The following is a 22,755-nucleotide window of genomic DNA, read 5'->3' on the forward strand; positions in this document are numbered from 1 at the left end:
CGCCGTCGCAGATCGGTAACGCTCACCCGGGCGGGCCCGTCGCGCCCTCACGGACCGGCGGCGACTCCGTCCCTGCTCCCGGAGCCTTGCGGCGGAGACCCTAGAAGAGGAGGGCCAGTGCCTCGGTGAGGGTCGAGACCTCCCGCACCGAGAAGCCCTTCGGCACGGGACCGGTGCCGCCGGGCGACGCCGGGACGATCGCGTGGGTGAACCCGAGCCGTTCCGCCTCCTGGATGCGCCGGCCGATGCCCGGGACGGGACGCACCTCGCCGGCGAGGCCCACCTCCCCGAACGCGATCAGCCGCGCGGGCAGGGGGTGGTCGGTCTTGGCGGAGGCGATGGCCAGGGCGACGGCGAGGTCGGTGGCGGGTTCGGTCAGGCGGACACCACCCACCGTCGCCACATAGCTGTCGTCCTTGGAGAGGCTGACGGACGCGCGGCTCTGCAGCACCGCCAGCAGCATGGCGACGCGCGAACTGTCGAGGCCGCTGGTGGCCCGGCGTGGCTGGGAGTTGGCGGACTCGGCGAGGAGCGCCTGCACCTCGGCGAGGAGGGGACGCCGGCCCTCGAGCGTCACGGTGATGCAGGTACCCGACACCGGGTCCTTGGTGCGCGAGACGAAGAGGCCACTGGGATCGGCCAGTCCCTCGATGCCGCCGTCCGTCAGGTCGAAGCACCCCACCTCGTCCGTGGGGCCGTACCGGTTCTTCACCGCCCGCAGCAGGCGCAGGCGGGAATGGCGCTCGCCCTCGAACTGGCAGACGACGTCCACGAGGTGCTCGAGGAGGCGCGGCCCGGCGATGGAACCGTCCTTGGTGACGTGCCCGACGAGGAGCGTGGTCATGCCGCGGGCCTTGGCCGCCCCGATGAGGGACGCCGCGACCTCGCGTACCTGCGTGACACCACCGGCGCTGCCGTCCACGGCCGCACTGCTGAGGGTCTGCACGGAGTCGACGATCAGCAGCGCCGGGTCGATCGATTCCACCTGGCCGAGCGCCTGGCCGAGGTCCGTTTCGGCGCTCAGGTACAGCGAGTCGGCCACGGCGTCGATCCGGTCCGCCCGCAGCTTCACCTGCGCCGCGGACTCCTCGCCGGTGACGTAGAGGACGTCCTTGCCCAGCCGGGCCACCCGCGCGGCGACGTCGAGCAGCAGCGTGGACTTGCCCACGCCGGGCTCCCCGGCGAGCAGGATGACGGCGCCCGGCACCAGGCCGCCGCCGAGGACGCGGTCGAGCTCGTCGATCTTCGTCGGCTGGAATCCGGACAGGGTGGCATCGACGTCGGCGATCCGCCGCGCCGGGGTGGTGACCGCCGCGGCGGCCGTGGTGCGCGCGACCACCTGGCCCGTCTCCTCGACGGTGCCCCACGCCTGGCACTCACCGCAGCGCCCCACCCATTTCGCCGTCGTCCATCCGCATTCCGCGCAGCGGTAGTTCGGGGTGTTGCTGCGGCTCGCGCGTGCGGCGGGAGAGGTCTTCGTGGGCATGGTTTCAGGCTACCGGCGCCCACCGACAGCCAGGCACGCCGCCCGCCAGGCACGCCACCGCCTGGCGGGCGGAGCCGGGATGCGGAGCCGGAGCTCAGAGACGGGGCAGGTAGCCGGAGGCGTCCTCGTGGGAGAGGCCGGTGGCGCTCAGCAGGTCGACGACGAGCGGACGCAGGAGGAGGACGAGCCCCTCGCCCTCGAGGCGGCTGATGTTGAGGGTCACCGGGTGGAGGTCGGTGGCGACGGCCGCCAGTTCGTTGCGCGCCTGCCGCAGATTCAGGCGCCGCTCGGCGGAATCACCCGCCGAGAGGGCCCGGCTCAGGACGTCGACGGCGTCGGCGGTGTCCTCGAGCGCCTGGCCGAGCGTCTCGATCGCCTCGTCGGTCAGCGCCGCGTGGTTGATGGCCGAGGTCAGGCGGCGGGAGAACACGCGGCTGTTGCGGATGGCGAGATCGATCGAGTCGATGGCGCTGCGCAGGTCGCCGAGCTCGTCGCGGTGACGGCGGTACGCGGGGGAGATGCGTGCCACCTCCTCCGCAGCCCTCATGCCGCCCGTCAGGGTGTCGAGCTGGGCCTGGCAGCTGCGCGCCCGCACGAGCGCGTGCCACGCGAGGGTGGAATCGCTCTGCCGGAGGGCCGAGGCGCCGTCACGGAGCACGCCGGAGAGCTCACCGAGCAGTCCGCGCACGTTGGTCTTCGGCTCACGGCGCGGGTCCCGGGGCAGCAGCACGGTGATCGCGAGCGCGAACAGGCCGCCCACGATCGCGTCGACGCTCCGCGTGAACGGTCCGCCCTGGGGTGCGGGCAGCAGCACCACGAGCAGGGACTGCAGCCCGAGCTGCGTGGTGAAGATGGTGCCGCTGTCCAGGAAGCGGGCCAGCAGGATCGAGATGAACAGCACGACGGCGGCCTGCCAGAGCCCGGTACCGAAGAAGGTGAGCAGGAGGTCGCCCACGGAGATCCCGAGGGTGCAGCCGATCGCCACCTCGAGGACCCGCCGGATGCGCGGATCCCGGGAGAACCCCAGCGAGATCATCGACGACGTCGCGGCGAACAGCGGACCGCTGTGGCCGAGGACGTGCTCCGCGAAGGCGTACGCCCCCACCGCGCAGGCGGTCATCTGCAGCGCCGGGACCACCGAGTTCGAGCTGCGCCTGAAGCCGATCCTGGAACGCTTGCGGAGGAAGGCGAGGGCTTTGGACACTCCCTGGCGCGGCGGCATGTCCTCAGTGTAAGAGGTGCATCGCGGCGAGACCTTCGTCTCATCCGCCCGGGTGGACCGGCCGGGGCGGGGAATGGCCCCGTGCTGTTCACTTTCCGTTCATGTCGCTTCGTCAGTCTCGTTACCTGCACTGCCTAGCTTGAAGGATGTACAAGAACGCGTACATCTCCATCGGGTGCCACTCGCGCACCGATGAATACCTCCCTGGAAGGGGCAAAATCTAGTGAAGGCTCTTCGCTTCGGCCGCGCGGCGGCAGTTATCTCCGTAGCCGCGCTGGCGCTGACCGCTTGCGGTTCCGACAACGCCACTGGCGAGCCCGCCGCGGAGGGCCCCACGTCCTCCGCAGCCGGCACGGCGGTGTCCGGGACCCTGACCGGTATCGGCGCCTCGTCGCAGAACTCCGCGATGGAGGCCTGGAAGGCCGGTTTCGAATCCGCCAACCAGGGCGCCATGGTGCAGTACTCGCCCGACGGCTCGGGTGCAGGGCGCAAGGCCTTCCTGAGCGGCGGCGCGCAGTTCGCCGGCTCGGACGCCTACCTCAAGGACGACGAGATGACCCAGGCCGTCGAGGTCTGCGGCCCGGACGGCGCGCTGAACATCCCCGCGTACATCTCCCCGATCGCGATCGCCTTCAACCTCGGCGACGTCAAGGACCTGAACCTCGACGCGTCCACCATCGCGAAGATCTTCAAGAAGGAGATCACCGCCTGGAACGATCCCGCGATCGCCTCCCAGAACGAGGGCGTCGACCTGCCCGACACCCCGATCACCGTCGTGCACCGCTCGGACGAGTCCGGCACCACCGAGAACTTCGTGGACTACCTCTCCTCGGCGGCTCCCGAGGACTGGACCTACGAGGTCGACGGCGCCTGGCCCGCGGACCTGCAGTCCGAGAACGCCAAGGGCACCTCCGGTGTCGTCCAGACGGTCACCTCGACCGACGGCGGCATCACCTACGCCGACGCCTCCGCCGTGGGGGACCTCGGCAAGGCCAAGGTCAAGGTCGGCGAGGAGTACACGGAGATCAGCTCCGACGCGGCGGCCAAGGCCGTCGAGGTCGCCGAGCCGGTCGAGGGCCGCCCCGAGCTCGACATGTCCCTCGAGCTCCAGCGCGACACCACCGAGTCCGGCGCCTACCCCGTCGTCCTGGTCAGCTACCACGTGTACTGCACCACCTACGACAGCCAGGAGACCGTCGACCTCGTGAAGGCGTTCGGCTCCTACGTCATCAGCGAGGAAGGCCAGGCGGAGGCCGAGGCCTCCGCGGGCAACGCCCCTCTGTCCGCGTCGCTCAGCGAGAAGGCCCAGAAGGCCATCGACTCCATCAAGGTTGCCTCCTAGCGAGGGCCACCGGTCCCGTCTGGTCTAATGGAGACCGGGCGGGACCGTCCGCCGTTCACGGCTGGAATCAGCAGTGACCCTCCCCATCGGTCCGTCCCCGGGCCGTCACTGCAATCGAAATCGACCGCCTGGAAGGCAGAGAAGTGTCAACCAATTCGCTGAAAGCGTCGACAGATCGAGGCCGCGCAGGCGACAGGATCTTCTCCGGCATCTCCCTCACCGCCGGTGTCCTGATCCTGGCCGTGCTCTTCAGCGTCGCAGTGTTCCTGCTCGTGCAGGCCGCGCCGACCTTCACCGCCGATCCCACCGAGATCACGGGCGGTGACGGCTTCACCGCCTACATCCTGCCGATCGTCATCGGTACCGTCATCGCCGCCGTGATAGCCCTGGCGATCGCGACCCCCGTCGGTATCGCCGTCGCCCTCTTCATCTCGCACTACGCGCCGAGGCGGCTCGCACGGGCCTTCGGCTACGTCGTCGACCTGCTCGCGGCCATCCCGTCCGTGATCTACGGCGCCTGGGGCTACATCGTCCTCGCGCCGCAGCTGGCCAGGGGCTACACCTGGCTCGCCGAGAACCTGGGCTGGATCCCGCTCTTCGCCGGGCCCGCGAGCCAGACCGGCAAGACCATGCTCACCGCCGGGATCGTCCTCGCGGTCATGGTCATCCCGATCATCACCTCGCTCAGCCGGGAGATCTTCCTGCAGACCCCCAACCTCCACGAGGAGGCGGCGCTCGCGATGGGCGCCACGCGCTGGGAGATGATCCGCATGGCGGTCCTGCCGTTCGCGCGCCCCGGGATCATCAGCGCGACCATGCTCGGCCTCGGCCGCGCCCTCGGCGAGACCATGGCCGTGGCCCTGGTCCTCTCACCCGGTGCGCTCATCGCCAGCCTCGTGAAGTCCGGCAACCAGACCATCGCGGCCGAGATCGCGCTGAACTTCCCGGAGGCGTTCGGCCTGCGGCTCAACGAGCTGATCGCGGCGGGCCTCGTGCTGTTCGTGATCACGCTGATCGTCAACATGATCGCCCGTTTCATCATCACCCGGCACAAAGAATTCTCGGGAGCTAACTAATGGCCACCAACCTGACGCTCCAGCGTCGCCAGTCCCAGCTCACCCGCGGCCACCTCCCCTCCTATGCGCTGTGGGTGGTCCTCGCGGCCGCCGTCATCCTCGGCGCGGCGCTGTCCTCCCTGATCGGGTTCAGCGTCGTCGGCTGGGCGGTCATCTCCGCCATCGTCTTCGTCTTCGCGGCCACCCTCGTGACCGCCGTCGGCGAGGGCGAGCGCAAGGCCAAGGACCGCCTCGTCACGTTCCTCGTGTACGGGGCCTTCCTGGTCGCCCTGCTGCCGCTCGTCTCGGTCCTCTGGACCGTGCTGGAGCGGGGACTCCCGGGCCTCAGCTACAACTTCCTCTTCACGTCGATGAACGGCGTCACCGGCGCCGTGGACAACCAGGCCGTGCAGAACGGCACGCCCGTGCTCGGCGGCGCCTACCACGCCGTGCTCGGGACGCTGCAGATCACCCTTTGGGCAACGCTCATCTCCGTGCCCATCGGCCTGCTCACGGCCGTCTACCTGGTGGAGTACGGCGCCGGCAAGAACCTCACCAAGGCGATCACGTTCTTCGTGGACGTCATGACCGGCATCCCCTCGATCGTCGCGGGCCTGTTCGCGGCGGCGCTGTTCGGCCTCCTGTTCGGACCGGGCACCCGCACCGGGTTCGTGGCCGCCGTCGCCCTCTCCGTCCTCATGATCCCCGTGGTGGTCCGCTCCACCGAGGAGATGCTGAAGATCGTGCCCAACGAACTCCGCGAGGCGTCCTACGCCCTCGGTGTCCGCAAGTGGCGCACCATCACCCGCGTGGTCATCCCGACGGCGATCTCCGGTATCGCCTCCGGCGTAACCCTCTCGATCGCCCGCGTGATCGGTGAGACCGCGCCTATCCTTGTGACGGCAGGCTTTGCGAGCTCCATCAACTGGAACGTCTTCGGTGGCTGGATGAGCACCCTGCCCACCTTCATCTATTACCAGATCCTCACGCCGACCTCCCCGACGTCGCCGGATCCGAGCAACCAGCGCGCCTGGGCCGCCGCGCTCCTGCTGATCCTCATGGTGATGCTCCTGAACCTGGTCGCCCGGTTCGTGGCCCGCATCTTCGCCCCCAAGACCAGCCGCTGACCACGCGCGGTACCTACCGATAAGGAAGCAATGTCCAAGCGAATCGACGTCAAGGACCTGAACGTCTACTACAGCAAGTTCCTTGCCGTGGAGGACGTCAACATCAACATCGAAGCCCGTTCGGTGACGGCGTTCATCGGTCCGTCGGGCTGCGGCAAGTCGACGTTCCTCCGCACCCTCAACCGCATGCACGAGGTCATCCCCGGTGCGCGGGTCGAGGGCGAGGTGCTGCTCGACGGCGACAACCTGTACGACACCGCGGTGGACCCCGTGACCGTGCGCGGGCAGATCGGCATGGTCTTCCAGCGCCCCAACCCGTTCCCGACCATGTCGATCCGCGACAACGTGCTGGCCGGCGTCAAGCTCAACAACAAGCGCATGAGCAGGTCCGACGGCGACGACCTCGTCGAGAAGTCGCTGCGCGGCGCCAACCTCTGGAACGAGGTCAAGGACCGCCTGGGCCGGCCGGGGTCGGGGCTTTCCGGCGGCCAGCAGCAGCGCCTGTGCATCGCCCGCGCCATCGCGGTCTCGCCGCAGGTGATCCTGATGGACGAGCCGTGCTCGGCCCTGGATCCCATCTCCACGCTGGCCATCGAGGACCTCATCAACGAGCTCAAGGCCGACTACACCGTGGTGATCGTGACCCACAACATGCAGCAGGCGGCCCGCGTGTCCGACAAGACGGCGTTCTTCAACATCGCCGGCACCGGCAAGCCGGGCAAGCTCATCGAGTACGACGACACCACGAAGATCTTCAGCACGCCTTCGGTGAAGGCGACGGAGGACTACGTCTCCGGGCGCTTCGGGTAGGCACCACGCTCAACGGAATCACGGCAGCAACGACGGCGGCTCCCACGCGGGGCCGCCGTCGTCGTTCCCGCAGCCGTCCCGCCGGCCTCCCGGCGGCCTCCCCGGGACGGCGCCGGACGGGCGGGGCTACAGCAGGGGGCTCAGCGCGAGGAGGAACACGGCGCCCAGCAGGGCGGTGATCGGGGCCGTGCCGAGCCAGACGGCGAGGATGCGGGTCACCTGCGGCCACTGGACGGAGGCGAAGCGCTGGTTGGCACCGGCGCCGATGATCGCCGAGGACATGGTGTGCGTGCTCGAGAGCGGGAAGTGCAGCGAGATGGCGCCGACGAACAGCATCACCGAACTCACCCCCTGCGCCGTCATGCCGCGCAGGGGATCGACGTGCACCAGCCGGTGGGCCAGGGTGTGGGTGATGCGCCACCCGCCGAAGAGCGAGCCGGCGGTCAGGAGCACGGCGGCGAACACCTGCACCCAGAGGGGCATGTCGGAGCCGGTGGCGTACCCGGACCCGACCAGGGCCAGCAGGATGACCGCCATGGTGCGCTGGCCGTCCTGGAGCCCGTGCCCGAGGGCGAAGGCCCCGGCCAGCACGGACTGCGCCATCCGGTTGTCCCTGTTGACGCGTCCGGGTGAGCGGTGGCGCAGCAGCCAGGTGGCGGGGAACACGGCGGCGTACGCCAGGAGGTAGGCGACGAGCGGGGAGAGCACCAGGGGCAGCACGATCTGCAGCAGGAGCGCCTCTCCCGCGCCGTCCATCGCCGGACCGTCGGTGAGCCGGGAGGCCCCACCGGCCCCGATGACGCCGCCGAGCAGGGCGTGGGTGGACGACGACGGCTTGCCGCGGTACCAGGTGAAGACCCCCCACGCGCCCGCGGCGAGCAGTGCCGCCAGGAGGATGCCGAGCCCGGTGGATCCCGAGGGGAGCCCGAAGCCGGCGTCGGTGAAGAACAGCGCCAGCGAGGTGCTGAGCAGCGCGCCGACGAGGTTGAACAGCGCCGCGAGCAGGACGGCGATGGTCGGGGTGAGCGCCCGCGTCCGCACCGCGGTGGCCACGGAGTTCGAGACGTCGTGGAAGCCGTTGAGGAACGCGAAGCCGCCCGCGGCGATGACCACCGTGCCGAGGAGGAGTGGCTCCACCTACGATTCCTTGACGAGGATGCTGCCCACCTGGGTGGCGACCCGCCGGATGTCCTTCGTGACGTCGACCAGCTGGTTGGCCACGTCACGGTGCCGCGCGTAGACGAGCGGCTTGTGGTCGTTCAGGAGTTCCGCGCACCAGCTGCGGTGGGTCCGTTCGGCGCGCCGGGCCAGGCGCAGGATCTCGATCCAGTACTCCTCCAGGTCCTCCATGGAGTTGAGCCGCTGCATGGCGGTCGCCGTCAGCTCGGCCTGCCGGTTGATGACCTCGAGCTGGTCGGCGGCCCGCTGGCTCAGCTTGTTCAGCTTGTACAGCGCGATGAGCTCGCCCGCGCCGTCGAGCTTCTCGATGGCCTCGTTGAGCAGGCGGGACAGCGCGTAGAGGTCCTCCCGGGGCAACGGGTTGATGAAGGAGGTCCGCATGGAGGTCAGGAGCGCGAAGTGCAGGTCCGTCGACGCCGATTCGTGCTGGTGCAGTTCCTCGGACAGGCGGTCGTACTCCTGGGTGGAGGCTCCGAGGATGGCGGACATCGTCCCGACGCCGAGGACGAGCTGCTGCGCCATGCGGGAGAGGAGTTCGAGCCCAGCGTTCTCCTGCGGGAAGAGGCGTAGTTTCACGGAGTCTTCCTCGCAGGATATGGACGTATGGGCAAGCAGGTCGCGACGGCGCTGGCTGCCGGAGGGCAAAGTAGTGGCGCCGAACCGGGAGCGCCTCTCGGCGGAAGGCCGCTCGAAGCGGCTGAGTGTTGAAGCCCGGGGGTTCCACGGTCCGACGCCGTCTTAAGTCTTGCCCTCCCCGGAGCCGCTGTCAACACGTGCCCCGGAGGCCGGATCAGTCCAGTTCTCCCCGCCGCCAGGAGGCCGCCGCGTGTTCGAGGTCCTCCGCGGTCTTGATGAGCTGGTGGGAATTGCGCGTCAGCCTGCTGGCATGGGGGCCGTTGGCCAGCTCCGTGTCGTCGGCATGATTGGCCTGTCCGAGGGCGACGACCCGGCAGAAGGCGGCGAAGCGCTCGAGCGCCACGTCGAAGTCGCCCTCGAAGGCCCCGGAGAGGATGGTGTTGGCCATCGTGGTCATCTCCGTGGCGCCCGGCGGCTCGGCGACGCCGGCGACGACCTTGGACACCTGGGCCACTTCCTTGCCGGACGCGAAGTAGGCGGCGATCCGCTCGGGGTTCTGCTGGGTGGCGGCCCGCAGGGCGTACAGGCGCCACAGGGCTCCGGGCAGGGACCGCGCCGGGCTCTCCGCCCACATCTCCGCGATGGCCTCCAGCCCCTGCTGGTCGGCGAGTTCGACGAGGCGGCGTGTCACATCCGGATCGTCGGCGTCGCGCCCGTGATGGACGAGGGCGTGCGCCGCCATGTGGGCGGCCTCGGAGACCCGCGAGGGGTCCACCCCGCCGGCGAAGACCTCGAAGTCAGCCGGAGCGAAGGGCTTCGGCTTGTGGGGCCGTGGGCTGTTGTTCGTATAGTCGCCGTCCATGCAACGAGGATACTCCTGCGGAAATCCGGGCCGGAAGGCGGGGCCGGGGGCAGTCATCGGGCGGGGATCGATTGCGATAAAGTTAGCGGGTCATCGCTCCACGCCGGCCGTTCCGTGCCGGAAGCCGCGGTGTGGCGGGCCCTTAGCTCAGTTGGCTAGAGCAACGGACTTTTAATCCGTGGGTCGTGGGTTCGAGCCCCACAGGGCCCACCAGCAGGAAGGACCCCGGGATCCCCGGGGTCCTTCCTGCTTTCCGGGCCTACTGGCCCGACAGCTCGTGGACCACGAAGGCCGTGAGGAAGCCGAGGGCCGCGATGAGGCCGGTCAGCATGTGCTGCTTCTCGAACGCCTCGGGGATCATGGTGTCGGCCACCATCGCGAGGATGGCGCCGGCGGCGATCGCCGTGATGAACGCGACCGTGACACCGGAGGCCCCCGCCAGCAGCGAGTACCCGATGAGCGCGGACAGTCCGGAGACCAGCGCGATCCCGCCCCAGAGGCCGAACACGTAGCGGGAACTGCGCCCGGCGGTCTTCATGCCCGCCGTGCTCGAGAGCCCCTCGGGGACGTTCGAGATGAAGATCGCCACGAGGACGGCCGGGTTCACGGCGCCGCCGGCCACGAGTCCGAGCCCGAGGACGACGGATTCGGGGATGCCATCGAGCAGCGCCCCGAGCGCGATCGCGTTGCCGCTGCCGGCGGCGTCGGACTCCGAGGGCTGCTGCCCGCCCGAGCGCTTGCGGTGCTGGGCGCCCTGCCGCGCGAGGACGCTGTTGGCGCCCACGTAGGTCACGGCTCCGACGAGGAACCCGAGGGCCGTGGGGACGAGCCCCCCGGTCTCCTGCGCCTCGGCGACGAGTTCGAAGGCGAGGGCGGAGATGAGCACCCCGGCGCCGAACGCCATCACGAAGGACACGGTGCGCGGGGGCACCTTCCACTTCCACGCGATGGCGGATCCGATGAGCAGCGCGCCCCCCGCGATCGCACCCCAGGCGAATGCCTGCAGCCACAGTGGCACCGGACCCCTCCTGTTCCCGCACCCCATGGCACGACGACGAAAAAACCTGGCCCAGCCTGTCACACCGGACGATCCGGTAGCGGTTCGGACACTCTGCGGGCGGGGGATTGACTCGCCGCCCCCGCTCGTTTGCACTGGTAGGAGGAACCACGTGCTGCGGGTGCCGAGCGGCACGCCGCAGCCGAGCAGAGGGGTATCCATGGACGCCGTCGCCCTGACCGGAAGCCTTGCCGCCTGCGCCGTGATGGTCGGGGCGGCCACCCTGACCGGCTGGCGCCTCGACGCGGTCTCGCGCCGAGGCGGTGGGGCCGACGACTATTTCTGGGTCGGTTTCGGCGGCGTGGTCGTGATCGCGGCAGCGGGCCTGGTCGGCGGGTCGCTCGGCGGCGGAGGCGCGGTGCTGGCGGTGGTGGTCGGCATCGTGTCGGTGGTCGCGACGGTGGCGTGGTCCTGGCACAGCCACGCCCGGCGGAGCCGTGCGGCGGACGAAGCCGCGGCCGCGGACGCCCGGGCGGACCTGCGACGGCGCCATGCCGCGGTGGTGCGGCGCTGGGCCGACTACGACGTCGATCCCGGCAAGGCGATCCACTACCCTGCGATGCACGATCCCCGCCACCCCGTAGGACGGCCCGTGGTCCGTGCCCTGCGCGCGGCTGACGCCGCCCGCGACGATCCCGCACCGCCGGACCCGGAGTGCTACGCGGCGGCCGTCGACCGGCTGGAACGGGCGTTCGCCACCGCCGAGCACGAGATCGGGCGTTCCACTCCCGACCCTGAATCGTTACCTGGGAATCGGTCCCGCGGAACCTTCCGCGGCTAGGCTTTAAGTTACCGAAGCGAACAACCGGGGGAGGATGATCATGCGTGTCCTGACGCACTGCTGTGCGGTCCTGCTGGGCGCCTCCCTGCTCGTCACCGGCGCGCCGGCCGCCCTGGCCGTCCCCTCGGACGACTCGCGGAGCGTGGTCCCCGAGGGCCGGCCCGCGAACCGCCAGGAGGTCCGCTTCGCGACCTACAACGCAAGCCTCAACCGGACGGCGCCGGGCGAACTGGTGCGGGATCTCGGCACCCCGGGCAACGCCCAGGCCCGGGCGATCGCCGAGGTGATCCAGGTCAACCGGCCCGACGTCGTCCTCCTCAACGAGTTCGACTACGTCCCCGGCAATCGGGCCGCCGACCTGTTCGACCGGAACTACCTCCGCGTCGGCCAGAACGGCAAGGCGCCCCTCGACTACCCGTACGTGTACACGGCACCCTCCAACACCGGTGTCCCGAGCGGCTTCGACCTGAACAACGACGGCATCGTCGGCGGGGCCGACGACGCCCTCGGCTTCGGCACGTTCGAGGGCCAGTACGGCATGGTCATCTACTCGAAGTACCCCATCGAGACGGCATCGGTGCGGACCTTCCAGGACTTCCTGTGGAAGGACATGCCCGGCGCGCTCCTGCCCGACAACCCCGCCACCGACGCCCGGGACGACTGGTACTCCGCGGACGAGCTCGCAGTCCTGCCGCTCTCCAGCAAGTCCCACTGGGATGTCCCCGTGAACGTCGGCGGCAGGACGGTCCACGTCCTCGCCAGCCATCCGACTCCGCCCGTCTTCGACGGGCCCGAGGACCGTAACGGCCGCCGCAACAGCGACGAGATCCGCTTCTGGTCGGACTACGTCTCGGGCGGGGACAGCGCCTCCTACATCCACGACGACGCCGGCACGCCCGGCGGACTCCGGCGCGGTGAGCGCTTCGTCGTGATGGGCGACCAGAACAGCGATCCGCTCGACGGCGACTCCCTGCCCGGCTCGATCGGCCGGCTCCTGGGGAACAGGCTCGTCCAGGACCCACTGCCGTCGTCACAGGGCGCCACCGAGGCGTCGGCGTTCCAGGGCGGCGCGAATGCCGATCACCGCAGCGACCCCGCCTACGACACCGCCGACTTCGAGGACCGGAGCGGAGGGAACATCCGCGCCGACTACGTGCTGCCGTCCCGCAGCCTGAAGGTGACCGGCTCGGGCGTGTTCTGGCCCCGCGCCGGCACGCCCGGTGCGGAACTGACCGGGATCTTCCCCTTCCCCACCAGCGACCACAGGCTGGTCTACGTGGACATCAGCCTGAACGGCGTCCGGCACCACTGACCTTGTCGCGCCGCGGGGGCCGGGTGTACCGTCGAACGCATGAGGACACTTCTTTTTCAGTAATCGGGCCGGCCTCCGCCGAGCCCAGCGCCACTTGTCGATGACATCCCTCCAAGGGCGCCCACTGAAGCTGTCCGAACCCCTCCAGCACTGCGTGCGCAGGCTTTTCCGCGCGTAGCGCTGCCGGCCTGGCGGGTTCCGTGGGTGCAACCACCAGAAAGGAACACCATGACCAGCACGCCCCAGAAGAAGCAGTCCGCGGCCGACCAGCAGTCGGCGGCGGAGACGAACGTCGCGGCGAAGGAGTCCCAGGCCCACAGGCTGCAGGACGACCCTCGCGCGCAGGCCGCGCTCGCGAAGAAGAACCACGCGGCGAATCCGACGGCGGCCTCGGGTGCGGCGCATATCAAGGCCGCCCATGAGAGCAGCAAGCAAGGGAAGAAGGAGAAGAAGGTGCGCTGGTAGGCGCGCGTTCCCGGAGTCCGACGGCCGGTGGATCCCGGCTTAAATGGAGCTGGCTCCGAGTTCTGCGTATGGGGGAATCGCAGAAATCGGAGCCAGCAACCTCAGTATACTTCTACAGCAGCCCGAGAAGTCCAATCGAAAGGTGATGATGGCCGTCACAGCCAAGGCATTCCAGCTGTGGCGTTCCCGAATCGCTCCGCAGGACACCGTCTCCGATCTGTGCAGGGTCGCCGGCATCAAGCGTTCCACCCTTGCCCAGCAGCTCGTCCGCGGCAAGGTGTCGGTGACCACCGTCGTCGCCGTCGCCCGCGGCTACGGCCTGCCGGCCGTCGAGGCACTGGCGGTCTTCGAGGGGTACGAGGATCTGCCGGCCGGGATAGTGCCGCCCACGGATGCGGAACTCGTCAGCCAGGTCTCGCACACCGACATCCTGCGCCTGCTCGTGGCGCGCAGTGAGGACCGGGAGTACACCTGCACCGACGTGCAGCTGCATCTCGCGCCCTTCCCGCACCGGAACTCGGTCCGTGCCTGGATCGAGGCGATCGACCCGGGGGACCTCCGCCAGCAGCTCGCCGCGAGTACCGGCGTCGCGCGGCAGAATCTCTCCGCGCAACTCACGGCCGGCCGGCTGGCCCCGGAGATCGCGGTGCAGGCCGCCCGCATCGCGGGGGTGTCGCTGGCCAGCGGCCTCGTGGTGACCGGGCTGCTCACCCCGGCCGAGGGCGGCTGGCCCGAGGACGGCCGGGCGCGGGCGCTGTGCGCCCTGAGCGACCTGGACCTCGTCTTCCTCGCCCGGGACCGGCTGGACGTGCTCGGCAAACAGATCCGGCGCGCGGAGCTCGACGACGGCAAGGACCGTGCCATGTGGGAGAACCTCGGATGACCGTCACGACCATCCAGTGGGTTGCACTGGGACTGTGCGCCGCAGGGGCGGCCGTGCGGATCCCCGGCGCACGGAGAGGGCACGGCCGGACGATCTTCGTGGCCCTCGTGCTCCTGACGCTCGCCGTCGGACTGTCGATCGCGCCCATCTACGAGGCCGTCGACGGCCTGCTCGGGGCGGTCAACATCGCGAACCTGCTCCTCAGGCTCACCCTCTACACCGTGTTCGTGCTGCTCGGCATCCGCGTGGCGGCCGCCTTCGACTCGCCCCTGGCCCGCCGCCTCATCGTGGGGCCCGTCGGTGTGGCGATCCTCGCGGTGACCGTCGCCGCGACGCTGTACTTCTTCGTGGCCAGCGAACTTCCCGGCAGTTCCACCGGGCTGTCCGCGTTCGACGACCAGGACGCGGTGCAGCAGTACGCCGCGGTGGGGCGTCTCTACCCCGGCTACGTGGCTGCGTGCCTGGTGATCCCCGCGGTGGCCTCGGTGTTCGACCGGGCAGCGCGGCCCATCCACCGGGTGGCCTGCGCCTTCCTGGGCGGCGGCTTCTCGCTCGTGGTGGTGTTCGTGCTGCTGCGACTGACCGCCCTCGAGCTGATGGCCTGGAACATCGTCCTGCCGTTCTCGGCCATCCTGTTCACCGTCGTGGGCCTGTGCCTGATCTGGCTGAGCCACACGCTGGGCAAGCGGCGGCATGCGCGGGCCAACAGACTCGCCTGAACGCTCCGTCCGTTCGCGGACCGGGATGCTTGCCCCACGCAATAAACGAGACGCAATCGTGTCCTGGCCGCATTCACGCTTTCATGATCGTGTGCAAAAATAATGATTATGTAACTGCCGCTTTCCGTGGGGGGTCAGCGGATCGTTACCCGGCAGATAGGTGTGTCCATTAGAACGGGTGGACCCACCTATCTGCGCTCAGGCGCTCGCACGCCGAAGGGCGTCATCCACCGTGTCCGGTGGATGACGCCCTTCCTGCGTCGGTGTACTACTCGGCGTCGTGGTCCGTCTCGATGATGCGCGCCAGGCTCTCGAGCGCGTCCTCCGCCCCGTCACCCTCGGCACGCAGGACGATCACGTCGCCGTGCGAGGCGCCGAGACTCATGAGGGAGAGGATGCTCGAGGCGTCCATCGCCTCCTCGGCGGGCTCACCGTCCATGGCGATGGTGACCTCCAGGGGGATCTCACCGGCCGCCTCCGCGAAGATGGAGGCCGGACGGGCGTGCAGCCCCACGCGACTTGCCACGGTTGCCTTGCGTTCTGCCATGTTGTGCTCCTTTTTCGTGGATGGGTTCAGGTACAGCCAACCGGACCGGAGGGTCAGGCTGCAACCGGCTCGGCGACGGCGGTGTTCTTCTTGCTCGTGGCGTAGCGCTTCAGGGCGATGACGGCGAGCGCCGAGACGACCATCCCGATGAGGATGGCGACGACGAACATCACGACGTTCCCGATGGCGAAGAAGACGAAGATGCCGCCGTGCGGGGCCTGCGAGGTGACGCCGGTCCCCATCACGATGGCTCCGGTGACGGCCGATCCGAGCAGGGATGCCGGGATGACACGCAGCGGGTCCGCCGCCGCGAACGGGATGGCTCCCTCGGAGATGAACGCGGCGCCCAGCAGCCAGGCGGCCTTGCCGTTCTCGCGTTCCGCGAGCGTGAACCGACGGCGGTCCAGGCTCGTGGCGAGCGCCATGGCCAGCGGCGGGACCATGCCGGCGGCCATCACCGCGGCCATGATCTGCCACGGTGCCTGGTTGTCGATGGAACCGGCGCCGAGGCCGGCGACCGCGAAGGAGTAGGCGACCTTGTTGACGGGGCCCCCGAGGTCCACGGCCATCATGAGTCCGAGGATGACCCCGAGGCCCACGGCCGCGGTGCCGGTGAGACCGGAGAGCCAGTTGTTCAGGCCCACCGTGATCGCCGCGATCGGCCCGCCGAGGAGGAGGAACATCAGGCCGGACGCCACGATGGACGCCACGAGCGGGATGATGACCACGGGCATGAGGCTCCGCAGCCAGCGCGGCACCGAGAGCCGGCCGATCATCATGGCGACGTACCCGGCGAGCAGGCCGCCGACGATACCGCCGAGGAAGCCCGCACCCATGAATCCCGCGACGGCGCCGGCGACGAAACCGGGGGCGATGCCGGGACGGTCGGCCAGCGCGTAGGCGATGTAGCCGGCGAGCGCGGGAACCAGGAACCCGAGCGACAACTGGCCGATCTTGAAGGCCACGGCGCCGAGGTACTCGCCGAGCCCTCCGGCCGGCAGGTTCCCGAGGCTGTTCTCGAGGACCACGGTGTCGGCGGTCTCGGTGATGAGGTACCCGCCGAGCAGGAAGCCGAGGGCGATCAGCAGGCCACCGCCGGCGACGAACGGGATCATGTAGCTGACGCCGGTGAGCAGGGCGCGCTTGAGCGTGCCGCCGATGCTGTCCCGGCCGCCGTCGTCGTCCGACTGGTCGTCTCCGGCGGTGCCGGCGACCCTGCGGGCGTTCGGGTTCTGGGCGGCCGCTACGGCTTCCTCGACCATCTCGCCCGGTTCGTCGATGCCGCGCTTGACGGGCGAGCTGATCACGGGGAGGCCGGCGAAGCGCTGCTTGTCGCGGACGTCGACGTCGACGGCGAAGATGACGGCGTCGGCCGCGGCGATGACCGAGGGATCCAGGGGCGTGGCGCCCGAGGAGCCCTGCGTCTCAACCTGGAGGTCGATCCCGCGCTCCTTCGCTGCCGCGACCAGGGAATCGGCCGCCATGTAGGTGTGGGCGATGCCGGTGGGGCAGGCGGTCACGGCGACGAGGCGCCGCACCTTGGTGTCCGTGGACCGGCCGTGCTCGACGGCAGGTCCCGTGGTGTCGGTCCCGCCGGGCGCGGTGCCGAGCGTCGCGGCAGCCTCACTCGTCCGTGCGCCGGCACCTGCAGCACCTGCGGCACCCGCGGCACCCGCGGCGTGGGCTCCGGCTCCGGCGGTCTCCGCCGTCGGAGCGTCACCGAGGCCGAGCGCGCCGTTGACGAGCGCGACGACGTCGGCCGGCGTCGCCGCTGCACGCAGGGCGGCCGTGAAGTCCTTCTTGATCAGCGACCGTGCGAGCTTGGACAGCAGCTTGAGGTGCTCCTGGTCCGCGCCGTCGGGTGCGGCGATGAAGAAGACGAGGTCCGCGGGGCCGTCCTTGGCCCCGAAGTCCACGGGCGGGGCGAGCCGCGCCATGACGAGGGTGGCGTCGGAGACCGCCGTGGAGCGGCAGTGCGGGATGGCGATGCCTCCGGGGACGCCCGTGGAGGTCTTGTTCTCCCGGGCGAGGGCGTCGGCGTACAGGCCGTCCACCTCGGTGGAGCGGCCCTGGGCGGCCACCTGCTCCGCGAGGTAGCGGATCACCGAGGACCGTTCGGTCCCCAGGTCCTTGTCCAGAGTCACAAGCTCCGGGGTGATGAGGTCGGACATCAGATTTCCTCCTGTGCGAGGGACCCTGCGACGGGCCCCGTTGCGCTTGGTTCGATCACGGGCAGCGTGACCATGAGGGGCGTGACCACGACGACGCCGGGTGTCGTCTGGTCGAGGGAGGGAACGGTGGAGCCGGGTAGGGCTGCGGCCGCCGATCCGTGGGCAACGGCCTGGCGCAGGCAGTTCTCGGGAAGTTCGCCTGCACTGTGCGCCAGCAGGTAGCCGGCCAGCGCGGAGTCTCCCGCGCCGACCGTGGAACGCGCCGTGACGGGCGGGTGCACGGCGTGCCACGCTCCCGCATTCGTCACGAGCAGGGCGCCCTTGGATCCAAGGGTTGCCAGCACCGCTCCCACGCCTGCGGTGATGAGCACCGCGCAGGCCTTGGCAGCGAGTTCGAAGTCCTGCTCCAGCTCGTCGCCGGTACCGAGGCCGGTGAGTTCACTGAGTTCTTCGGCGTTGGGCTTCAGCAGATCCGGCGCCGGGACGCCGGCTGCGGCCTCGATGAGGGGTTCGCCGGAGGAGTCGATCGCCACGCGCGGGGCGGAGGAGCCGTAGGTCTCGCGGACGGCCGCCGTGATCCGGGTGTAGAAGGTGGCCGGGACGCCCGGGGGGAGGGACCCGGCGAGGACCAGCCAGTCCGCGCCGTCACTCTCGGCGACGACGACGGCGAGGAGATCCTCGAGGTCGTCGGAGGAGAGCTCGGGGCCGGGCTCGTTGATCTTCGTCGTCGTGCCGTCCGGTTCGGTGATGGCCGTGTTGGTCCGGAGGGCCGTGCCGATCGGCAGGTTCCGGAACGGGACGGAGACGGCGCGCAGGCCCGTGAGTACCGGGTCGTCGTCGTCGCCCGGGAGGACGGCGAGCGTGCTGGTACCGGACATGGCGAGGGCGCGGCTGACGTTGACGCCCTTGCCGCCCGCCTCCTGCACCACGTGCGTGGCGCGCTGGACGGCGCCGCGCACGAGCGGTGCGCTGAGGTCGACGGTGCGGTCGATACTGGGGTTCGCGGTGAGGGTGAGGATCACGCGACGATCACCTCCACATCGGCGTCGGCGAGGGCAGCCGCGAGGGTGTTCCGTGGTGCGTGGTCGGTGATGAGTGCATCGATATCCTCCAGGGTGGCGAAGCTGATCAGGGTCTCCTCGTCGAACTTCGACGAGTCCGCCAGGAGCACCACGCGCCGGGCGGAGCGGACGATGGCGGTCTTGACGGCCGCCTCGTCGACGTCGGGGGTGCTGAGGCCGAAGCCCGCGCTGATGCCGTTGGCACCGATGAAGGCGATGTCGGCGCGCAGGCGGGAGAAGTGCGCCACGGTGCTGCTGCCCACGGCCGCGCTCGTCAGGGCCCGCACCCTGCCGCCCACGAGTTCGACGCTCAGGCCGGCACCGGACATGGTCGCCGCGACGGGGACCGAGTGGGTCACGACCGCCAGCCCGGGGCGCGCCTCGTCGGCGAGCAGTTCGGCCAGGCCCCCCGTGGTGCTGCCGGCGTCGAGCACCACGGCTCCGGTCCCGGGGGTGAGGGACAGCGCGGCCTCGGCGATGCGCTTCTTCTCGGGGGAATGGCGGGTGGAGCGGCTGACGAGGCTCGGCTCGTTGGTGGTCGCACCGCCGCCCGCGATGGCGCCGCCGTGCACGCGGCGCAGCACGCCGTCGTTCTCGAGCAGTGCCAGGTCCCGGCGGACGGTCTCCTTGGTGATGCCGAAGCGGGAGGAGAGGCCGGCGACCGTGACGCGCCCGTCGGCGGAGACGAGGCTGCTGATCTGGCGGTACCGCTCTTCCGCGAACATGGCGACTCCGTTGTCTGCTGCTGCACGAACCGCAGCATGTGGGTTTGTCTTCGTTTGAGTGACTCTACCCCCGCTTTAGCTGTGACGTCAAGCACATCTGCACCATGATCAAAAACAATCGCAGATGACGAAGGGCCGGACACGAATGTCCGGCCCTCCTGGTCGTGCTGGTCCCTCCGGGCTGTCAGAGCGCGGTGTCGCGGGACTCCCTGCGCGTGATGGTCTCGCCCGTGGTCGGATCGACCACGGAGCGCGATTCGGACACCCGCGCCTGGCGGCGGGGGGCAGCCAGGACGAGGGAGGCGATGAGGCCGACCACGCCGACCGCCATCAGGATGTAGCCCACGAGCGCCAGGTCGACGAAGCTGACCTGCACCTGAACGGCGAAAGCAAGAATTGCACCCAGTGCAATAAGAAAGATGGATGAACCGATTCGCATTTAGAAACTCCTCCAGGCTGGATCTATTTGGCAGATTCGGGAGAATTCCCCAGCGGTATCTCTGACTTTGCCGCTTACTCCCGGGGCGGCCCGCTTGCGCTCATCATACGGCCGGATCGCCGGAAAACCGCGGGGGCGCAGCGCAGCGCGCCGGGGTGCTCCGCCCCGCATCGGTTTGGGGAAGATTTCCCGCCAGGTCTTGATAAGCAGGATTAGCGTGGTGCTAGGATTGCACCCTAAGCAGGCTGATGAAGTACAGTTGCAGCCAGTTGCACTTCGATGCACCGTATTACTCGACAGCACTCCGTCCCCGGATGGATGCTCATCACCCAAGGAGCACAACGTGAATTTCATCGCATTCCTCATCCTCGGTCTTCTCGCCGGCGCCCTCGCCAAGCTGATCCTGCCGGGCAAGCAGGGTGGCGGGATCATCATCACCATGATCCTCGGCGTCATCGGCGCCTTCCTGGGCGGTTTCATCGGCGGAAGCATCCTCGGCGTCAACATGGGCAGCACGTTCTCGCTGCCGTCGATCCTGTTCGCCGTCCTCGGCGCCCTGATCGTCCTCGTCATCTACGGTGCGATCGCCGGACGCCGCGGCTCGCGCGTCTAGTTCCAGGCAGCAACTGCATCGGGGGACCAGTTGCGAAGGGCGTCACCGGCACCGGTGGCGCCCTTTCCTGTTCCACCGACCCAGCACGGACGGCTCTGCGCCACCAGCAGAACCCCGACCCGACACGGCACCCCCCACCTAGACTCGATCTGGGGGCATGCCGATCCACCCGCGGAAGGACCACGATGTTTGGCCGAAACAAGGAGAACCCAGCCGTCAGGGCTGCCAACGGGACACTGTTCGACAAGGACGGCAACCCCAAGCCCGCGATCCTCCGTGGCATCGAGCGGGCCCTGGACGTGCAGCGGCCGCTGATCCTCTCCAACCTCAACCGCCTGCGCCGCCGCCACCCGGAGGCATCCCCCGCAGAGCTCGCCCGCCTGCTCGAGCGTGACTACCTGCGCGCGACGACGGTGGCGGGCGCCGCTGTCGGCGCCACCGCCGCCGTGCCCGCCGTCGGCACCATGGCCTCCCTCGGGCTCTCGGCCGCCGCGACGGTCGGATTCCTCGAGGCCACGGCCCTGTACGCCGAATCCGTGGCCGAGCTGCACGGCGTCAACACCCAGGACCCCGAGCGGTCCCGCGCCATGGTGATGGCCATCCTCATGGGCGAGGAGGGCACGGCCCTGATCCGCTCCATCCTGGGCGCTTCCGCCGGCCAGGGGGCGCCCCAGTACTGGGGGCAGCTGGTCAACAAGTCGGCGCCGAGCTCGCTCGTCAAGACCGTCACCGGTTCCATCCAGCGGCGCTTCCTGAAGAAGTTCCTCGCCAAGCAGGGCGGCTTCATGCTCGGGCGCGCCCTGCCCTTCGGCGCCGGCGCCGTGATCGGCGGGACGGGCAACCACCTCATGGGCAAGGCCGTCATCAAGACCACCCGGGGGGCCTTCGGGCCGCTGCCCCAGACCATCCCAGGCGAACTGGCCGAGGTGCTGCAGCTGCCCGACCCCGGGTCGCGGCAGAAGCGGGCCTAACCGAAGATCGCGGTCGCGAGCGCGAAGATCAGCAGGCCGGCCAGCGAGCCGACCACGGTGCCGTTGATGCGGATGAACTGCAGGTCCTTGCCGACCTGCAGTTCGATCTTGCGGGACGTCTCCTCGGCGTCCCAGCGGCCGACCGTCTCGGAGATGACGCCGGCGATCTCGCTGCGGTAGGTCCGCACCGCGTAGGACGCGCCGTCGGCGATCCAGCGGTTCACCTTCCCGGCCAGCTCGGTGTCGCTCGTCAGGCGGGAGCCGAAGTCGCGGACGGCCGCCTTGAACTTCGACGTCAGTTCGCTCTCCGGGTCGTTGACGGCCTCGAGGAGGGCGTTCTTGATGGTGGCCCACGTGCGGGCCGTCAGGTCGCGGACACGCGGGTCGTCGAGCAGCTGCCCCTTGATCTCCTCGGCCTTCGCGATCGTCTCGGGCTTGTGCTGGAGGTCCTGTGCGAGGTCCCGGAGGTACTTGTCGATGGCGAGGCGCACGTCGTGCCGCGGATCGTCCTGCACCGCGCGGATGAACTTGGACAGCTCCGCGTGCACGCGGTCCCCGACGACGCCGTCGACGAGGCGCGGCACCCACGTGGGTGAGCGTTGGGCCACGACGCGGGTCACCACGGCGTAGTTCGCGTCCACCCAGTCGGCCGCGCGGTCCACGAGCAGGTCCACGAGCCGGTGGTGGTGCCCTTCGGCGAAGACGCGCTCGGCGATGCTGCCGATCGGGGGCCCCCACGGCGGCTCGAGCAGGTGCTTGCGGACCATCGACTCGATCACGCCCTGCACGGCGTCGTCGTTGAGGACGGTGAACATGCCGCGGATCAGTGCTGCACCCTCGACGGCCACGCGGTCCGCGCTCTCGGGCTTCTCGAGCCACGCGCCGGCCTTCTGGGCGATCCGCGCGGAGTCCAGCTTGGCCCGGACCACGTCCTCGGACAGGAAGTTCTCCTCCACGAACTGGCCGAGCGACTCCCCGATCTGGTCCTTCTTGCGCGGGATGATCGCGGTGTGCGGGATCTTCAGCCCCATCGGGTGCTTGAACAGGGCCGTCACGGCGAACCAGTCGGCGAGCGCGCCCACCATGCCGCCCTCCGCCGCGGCCCGGACGTACTCGAGCCAGGGATAGGCGTCCTGCAGGGCGAATGCGACCAGGAAGATGGCGGCCATCACCGCGAGCAGCCCCGTCGCCAGCAGTTTCATGCGGCGGAGGGCCTCGGCCCGCTCGGCGTCCACACCGGTCATCTGAGCATTCACGCTCCCGAGTCTATCGAGGCCGCCCTCCCGTCCGAGGAGGAGCAAGGCCGGACGGGCCGATGGTGCGCGGCCCACGGGGTCACGTACCGTGAGGAG

23 protein-coding genes and 1 tRNA gene are annotated in these 22,755 nt (G+C 69.7%); 12 read left to right on the forward strand and 12 right to left on the reverse strand.

The window, feature by feature from the left end; translation table 11 throughout:
• Window positions 1-100: 100 nt before the first annotated feature.
• A complete protein-coding gene (gene radA / locus QFZ50_RS16290) occupies window positions 101-1,486 on the reverse strand; it encodes a DNA repair protein RadA (protein WP_307085920.1) in 1,386 nt (461 codons plus the stop codon).
• A 94-nt stretch (window positions 1,487-1,580) separates the two neighbouring features.
• Window positions 1,581-2,708, reverse strand: a complete 1,128-nt coding sequence (locus QFZ50_RS16295; RefSeq protein WP_307085921.1) for an FUSC family protein — start codon at window positions 2,706-2,708, stop codon at window positions 1,581-1,583.
• A 223-nt stretch (window positions 2,709-2,931) separates the two neighbouring features.
• On the opposite strand from QFZ50_RS16295, the gene QFZ50_RS16300 reads away from it, so the two are divergent.
• The 4 genes from QFZ50_RS16300 (at window position 2,932) to pstB (ending at window position 7,042) form a co-directional block, all read left to right on the forward strand.
• Entirely contained in the window at window positions 2,932-4,050 is a 1,119-nt protein-coding gene (locus tag QFZ50_RS16300) for a phosphate ABC transporter substrate-binding protein PstS (RefSeq protein ID WP_307085922.1), read from the forward strand.
• 143 nt (window positions 4,051-4,193) lie between these two features.
• Window positions 4,194-5,126 (forward strand): phosphate ABC transporter permease subunit PstC, encoded by a 933-nt coding sequence (pstC, locus tag QFZ50_RS16305; protein ID WP_307085925.1) that lies wholly within the window; start codon window positions 4,194-4,196, stop codon window positions 5,124-5,126.
• Complete coding sequence (gene pstA / locus QFZ50_RS16310) at window positions 5,126-6,232, forward strand: phosphate ABC transporter permease PstA (protein WP_307085927.1); 1,107 nt, start codon at window positions 5,126-5,128, stop codon at window positions 6,230-6,232. Before pstC ends, pstA begins: the two co-directional genes overlap by 1 nt.
• A gap of 30 nt (window positions 6,233-6,262) precedes the next feature.
• A complete protein-coding gene (gene pstB, locus QFZ50_RS16315) occupies window positions 6,263-7,042 on the forward strand; it encodes a phosphate ABC transporter ATP-binding protein PstB (protein WP_307085929.1) in 780 nt (259 codons plus the stop codon).
• Window positions 7,043-7,168: 126 nt separating this feature from the next.
• On the opposite strand, the gene QFZ50_RS16320 is transcribed toward pstB, so the two are convergent.
• From QFZ50_RS16320 to QFZ50_RS16330, 3 genes are all read right to left on the reverse strand, one after another.
• Window positions 7,169-8,179 (reverse strand): inorganic phosphate transporter, encoded by a 1,011-nt coding sequence (locus QFZ50_RS16320; RefSeq protein ID WP_307085931.1) that lies wholly within the window; start codon window positions 8,177-8,179, stop codon window positions 7,169-7,171.
• Window positions 8,180-8,797 carry a DUF47 domain-containing protein gene (locus QFZ50_RS16325; RefSeq protein ID WP_307085933.1) on the reverse strand — a complete coding sequence of 206 codons (618 nt, stop codon included), beginning with the start codon at window positions 8,795-8,797 and terminating at the stop codon, window positions 8,180-8,182.
• Window positions 8,798-9,011: 214 nt separating this feature from the next.
• Window positions 9,012-9,659, reverse strand: a complete 648-nt coding sequence (locus QFZ50_RS16330; RefSeq protein WP_307085935.1) for a hypothetical protein — start codon at window positions 9,657-9,659, stop codon at window positions 9,012-9,014.
• A 136-nt stretch (window positions 9,660-9,795) separates the two neighbouring features.
• Between QFZ50_RS16330 and QFZ50_RS16335 the strand changes: the two genes are divergently transcribed.
• Window positions 9,796-9,872, forward strand: a tRNA-Lys gene (locus QFZ50_RS16335).
• Window positions 9,873-9,918: 46 nt separating this feature from the next.
• On the opposite strand, the gene QFZ50_RS16340 is transcribed toward QFZ50_RS16335, so the two are convergent.
• Window positions 9,919-10,677 (reverse strand): ZIP family metal transporter, encoded by a 759-nt coding sequence (locus QFZ50_RS16340; RefSeq protein WP_307085937.1) that lies wholly within the window; start codon window positions 10,675-10,677, stop codon window positions 9,919-9,921.
• A gap of 199 nt (window positions 10,678-10,876) precedes the next feature.
• Here QFZ50_RS16340 and QFZ50_RS16345 point away from each other — a divergent pair, with 199 nt between their 5' ends.
• The 5 genes from QFZ50_RS16345 to QFZ50_RS16365 all read left to right on the forward strand — a co-directional run bounded on the left by QFZ50_RS16345 (window position 10,877) and on the right by QFZ50_RS16365 (window position 14,876).
• Window positions 10,877-11,497 carry a hypothetical protein gene (locus tag QFZ50_RS16345; RefSeq protein ID WP_307085938.1) on the forward strand — a complete coding sequence of 207 codons (621 nt, stop codon included), beginning with the start codon at window positions 10,877-10,879 and terminating at the stop codon, window positions 11,495-11,497.
• Window positions 11,498-11,537: 40 nt separating this feature from the next.
• On the forward strand, window positions 11,538-12,809 hold the full coding sequence (locus QFZ50_RS16350; protein ID WP_373462286.1) for an endonuclease/exonuclease/phosphatase family protein: 1,272 nt from the start codon (window positions 11,538-11,540) through the stop codon (window positions 12,807-12,809).
• A gap of 228 nt (window positions 12,810-13,037) precedes the next feature.
• Window positions 13,038-13,274 carry a hypothetical protein gene (locus tag QFZ50_RS16355; RefSeq protein ID WP_307085940.1) on the forward strand — a complete coding sequence of 79 codons (237 nt, stop codon included), beginning with the start codon at window positions 13,038-13,040 and terminating at the stop codon, window positions 13,272-13,274.
• A gap of 145 nt (window positions 13,275-13,419) precedes the next feature.
• Window positions 13,420-14,157: a hypothetical protein gene (locus tag QFZ50_RS16360; protein WP_307085942.1), complete on the forward strand. Its 738-nt coding sequence runs from the start codon at window positions 13,420-13,422 to the stop codon at window positions 14,155-14,157.
• Window positions 14,154-14,876 carry a hypothetical protein gene (locus QFZ50_RS16365; protein ID WP_307085944.1) on the forward strand — a complete coding sequence of 241 codons (723 nt, stop codon included), beginning with the start codon at window positions 14,154-14,156 and terminating at the stop codon, window positions 14,874-14,876. The genes QFZ50_RS16360 and QFZ50_RS16365 overlap by 4 nt, the downstream gene beginning before the upstream one ends.
• A gap of 268 nt (window positions 14,877-15,144) precedes the next feature.
• On the opposite strand, the gene QFZ50_RS16370 is transcribed toward QFZ50_RS16365, so the two are convergent.
• The 5 genes from QFZ50_RS16370 to QFZ50_RS16390 all read right to left on the reverse strand — a co-directional run bounded on the left by QFZ50_RS16370 (window position 15,145) and on the right by QFZ50_RS16390 (window position 19,819).
• A complete protein-coding gene (locus QFZ50_RS16370; protein ID WP_307085946.1) occupies window positions 15,145-15,423 on the reverse strand; it encodes an HPr family phosphocarrier protein in 279 nt (92 codons plus the stop codon).
• A 53-nt stretch (window positions 15,424-15,476) separates the two neighbouring features.
• A complete protein-coding gene (locus tag QFZ50_RS16375) occupies window positions 15,477-17,594 on the reverse strand; it encodes a PTS fructose transporter subunit IIABC (RefSeq protein ID WP_307085947.1) in 2,118 nt (705 codons plus the stop codon).
• Window positions 17,594-18,616, reverse strand: a complete 1,023-nt coding sequence (locus QFZ50_RS16380) for a 1-phosphofructokinase family hexose kinase (protein ID WP_307085949.1) — start codon at window positions 18,614-18,616, stop codon at window positions 17,594-17,596. Before QFZ50_RS16380 ends, QFZ50_RS16375 begins: the two co-directional genes overlap by 1 nt.
• Window positions 18,613-19,380, reverse strand: coding sequence for a DeoR/GlpR family DNA-binding transcription regulator (locus tag QFZ50_RS16385; protein ID WP_307085951.1), 768 nt, complete (start codon window positions 19,378-19,380; stop codon window positions 18,613-18,615). Before QFZ50_RS16385 ends, QFZ50_RS16380 begins: the two co-directional genes overlap by 4 nt.
• Window positions 19,381-19,564: 184 nt before the next feature.
• Entirely contained in the window at window positions 19,565-19,819 is a 255-nt protein-coding gene (locus QFZ50_RS16390) for a DUF6458 family protein (protein WP_307085953.1), read from the reverse strand.
• Window positions 19,820-20,162: 343 nt separating this feature from the next.
• Here QFZ50_RS16390 and QFZ50_RS16395 point away from each other — a divergent pair, with 343 nt between their 5' ends.
• Both QFZ50_RS16395 and QFZ50_RS16400 read left to right on the forward strand, forming a co-directional pair.
• Window positions 20,163-20,432: a GlsB/YeaQ/YmgE family stress response membrane protein gene (locus QFZ50_RS16395; RefSeq protein ID WP_307085955.1), complete on the forward strand. Its 270-nt coding sequence runs from the start codon at window positions 20,163-20,165 to the stop codon at window positions 20,430-20,432.
• A gap of 185 nt (window positions 20,433-20,617) precedes the next feature.
• Window positions 20,618-21,403 carry a hypothetical protein gene (locus QFZ50_RS16400; protein WP_307085957.1) on the forward strand — a complete coding sequence of 262 codons (786 nt, stop codon included), beginning with the start codon at window positions 20,618-20,620 and terminating at the stop codon, window positions 21,401-21,403.
• Here QFZ50_RS16400 and QFZ50_RS16405 read toward each other — a convergent pair.
• Window positions 21,400-22,647 carry a DUF445 domain-containing protein gene (locus tag QFZ50_RS16405; RefSeq protein WP_307086860.1) on the reverse strand — a complete coding sequence of 416 codons (1,248 nt, stop codon included), beginning with the start codon at window positions 22,645-22,647 and terminating at the stop codon, window positions 21,400-21,402. The two genes, QFZ50_RS16400 and QFZ50_RS16405, sit on opposite strands and share 4 nt — an antisense overlap.
• Window positions 22,648-22,755 lie beyond the last annotated feature (108 nt).

This window comes from Arthrobacter agilis, assembly GCF_030816075.1.
Taxonomy (GTDB): domain Bacteria; phylum Actinomycetota; class Actinomycetes; order Actinomycetales; family Micrococcaceae; genus Arthrobacter_D; species Arthrobacter_D agilis_E.

Excerpts from the sequence above, each read along its gene's own strand:
- QFZ50_RS16350 (WP_373462286.1), top strand. The coding sequence starts at position 11,538 with ATGCGTGTCCTGACGCACTGCTGTGCGGTCCTGCTGGGCGCCTCCCTG.
- QFZ50_RS16365 (WP_307085944.1), top strand. The coding sequence starts at position 14,154 with ATGACCGTCACGACCATCCAGTGGGTTGCACTGGGACTGTGCGCCGCA.
- QFZ50_RS16375 (WP_307085947.1), bottom strand. The coding sequence starts at position 17,594 with ATGTCCGACCTCATCACCCCGGAGCTTGTGACTCTGGACAAGGACCTG.
- QFZ50_RS16405 (WP_307086860.1), bottom strand. The coding sequence starts at position 22,647 with ATGACCGGTGTGGACGCCGAGCGGGCCGAGGCCCTCCGCCGCATGAAA.
- QFZ50_RS16400 (WP_307085957.1), top strand. The coding sequence starts at position 20,618 with ATGTTTGGCCGAAACAAGGAGAACCCAGCCGTCAGGGCTGCCAACGGG.
- QFZ50_RS16295 (WP_307085921.1), bottom strand. The coding sequence starts at position 2,708 with ATGCCGCCGCGCCAGGGAGTGTCCAAAGCCCTCGCCTTCCTCCGCAAG.
- QFZ50_RS16355 (WP_307085940.1), top strand. The coding sequence starts at position 13,038 with ATGACCAGCACGCCCCAGAAGAAGCAGTCCGCGGCCGACCAGCAGTCG.
- radA (WP_307085920.1), bottom strand. The coding sequence starts at position 1,486 with ATGCCCACGAAGACCTCTCCCGCCGCACGCGCGAGCCGCAGCAACACC.
- pstB (WP_307085929.1), top strand. The coding sequence starts at position 6,263 with ATGTCCAAGCGAATCGACGTCAAGGACCTGAACGTCTACTACAGCAAG.
- pstA (WP_307085927.1), top strand. The coding sequence starts at position 5,126 with ATGGCCACCAACCTGACGCTCCAGCGTCGCCAGTCCCAGCTCACCCGC.
- QFZ50_RS16345 (WP_307085938.1), top strand. The coding sequence starts at position 10,877 with ATGGACGCCGTCGCCCTGACCGGAAGCCTTGCCGCCTGCGCCGTGATG.
- QFZ50_RS16390 (WP_307085953.1), bottom strand. The coding sequence starts at position 19,819 with ATGCGAATCGGTTCATCCATCTTTCTTATTGCACTGGGTGCAATTCTT.
- QFZ50_RS16360 (WP_307085942.1), top strand. The coding sequence starts at position 13,420 with ATGATGGCCGTCACAGCCAAGGCATTCCAGCTGTGGCGTTCCCGAATC.
- QFZ50_RS16370 (WP_307085946.1), bottom strand. The coding sequence starts at position 15,423 with ATGGCAGAACGCAAGGCAACCGTGGCAAGTCGCGTGGGGCTGCACGCC.
- QFZ50_RS16385 (WP_307085951.1), bottom strand. The coding sequence starts at position 19,380 with ATGTTCGCGGAAGAGCGGTACCGCCAGATCAGCAGCCTCGTCTCCGCC.
- QFZ50_RS16330 (WP_307085935.1), bottom strand. The coding sequence starts at position 9,659 with ATGGACGGCGACTATACGAACAACAGCCCACGGCCCCACAAGCCGAAG.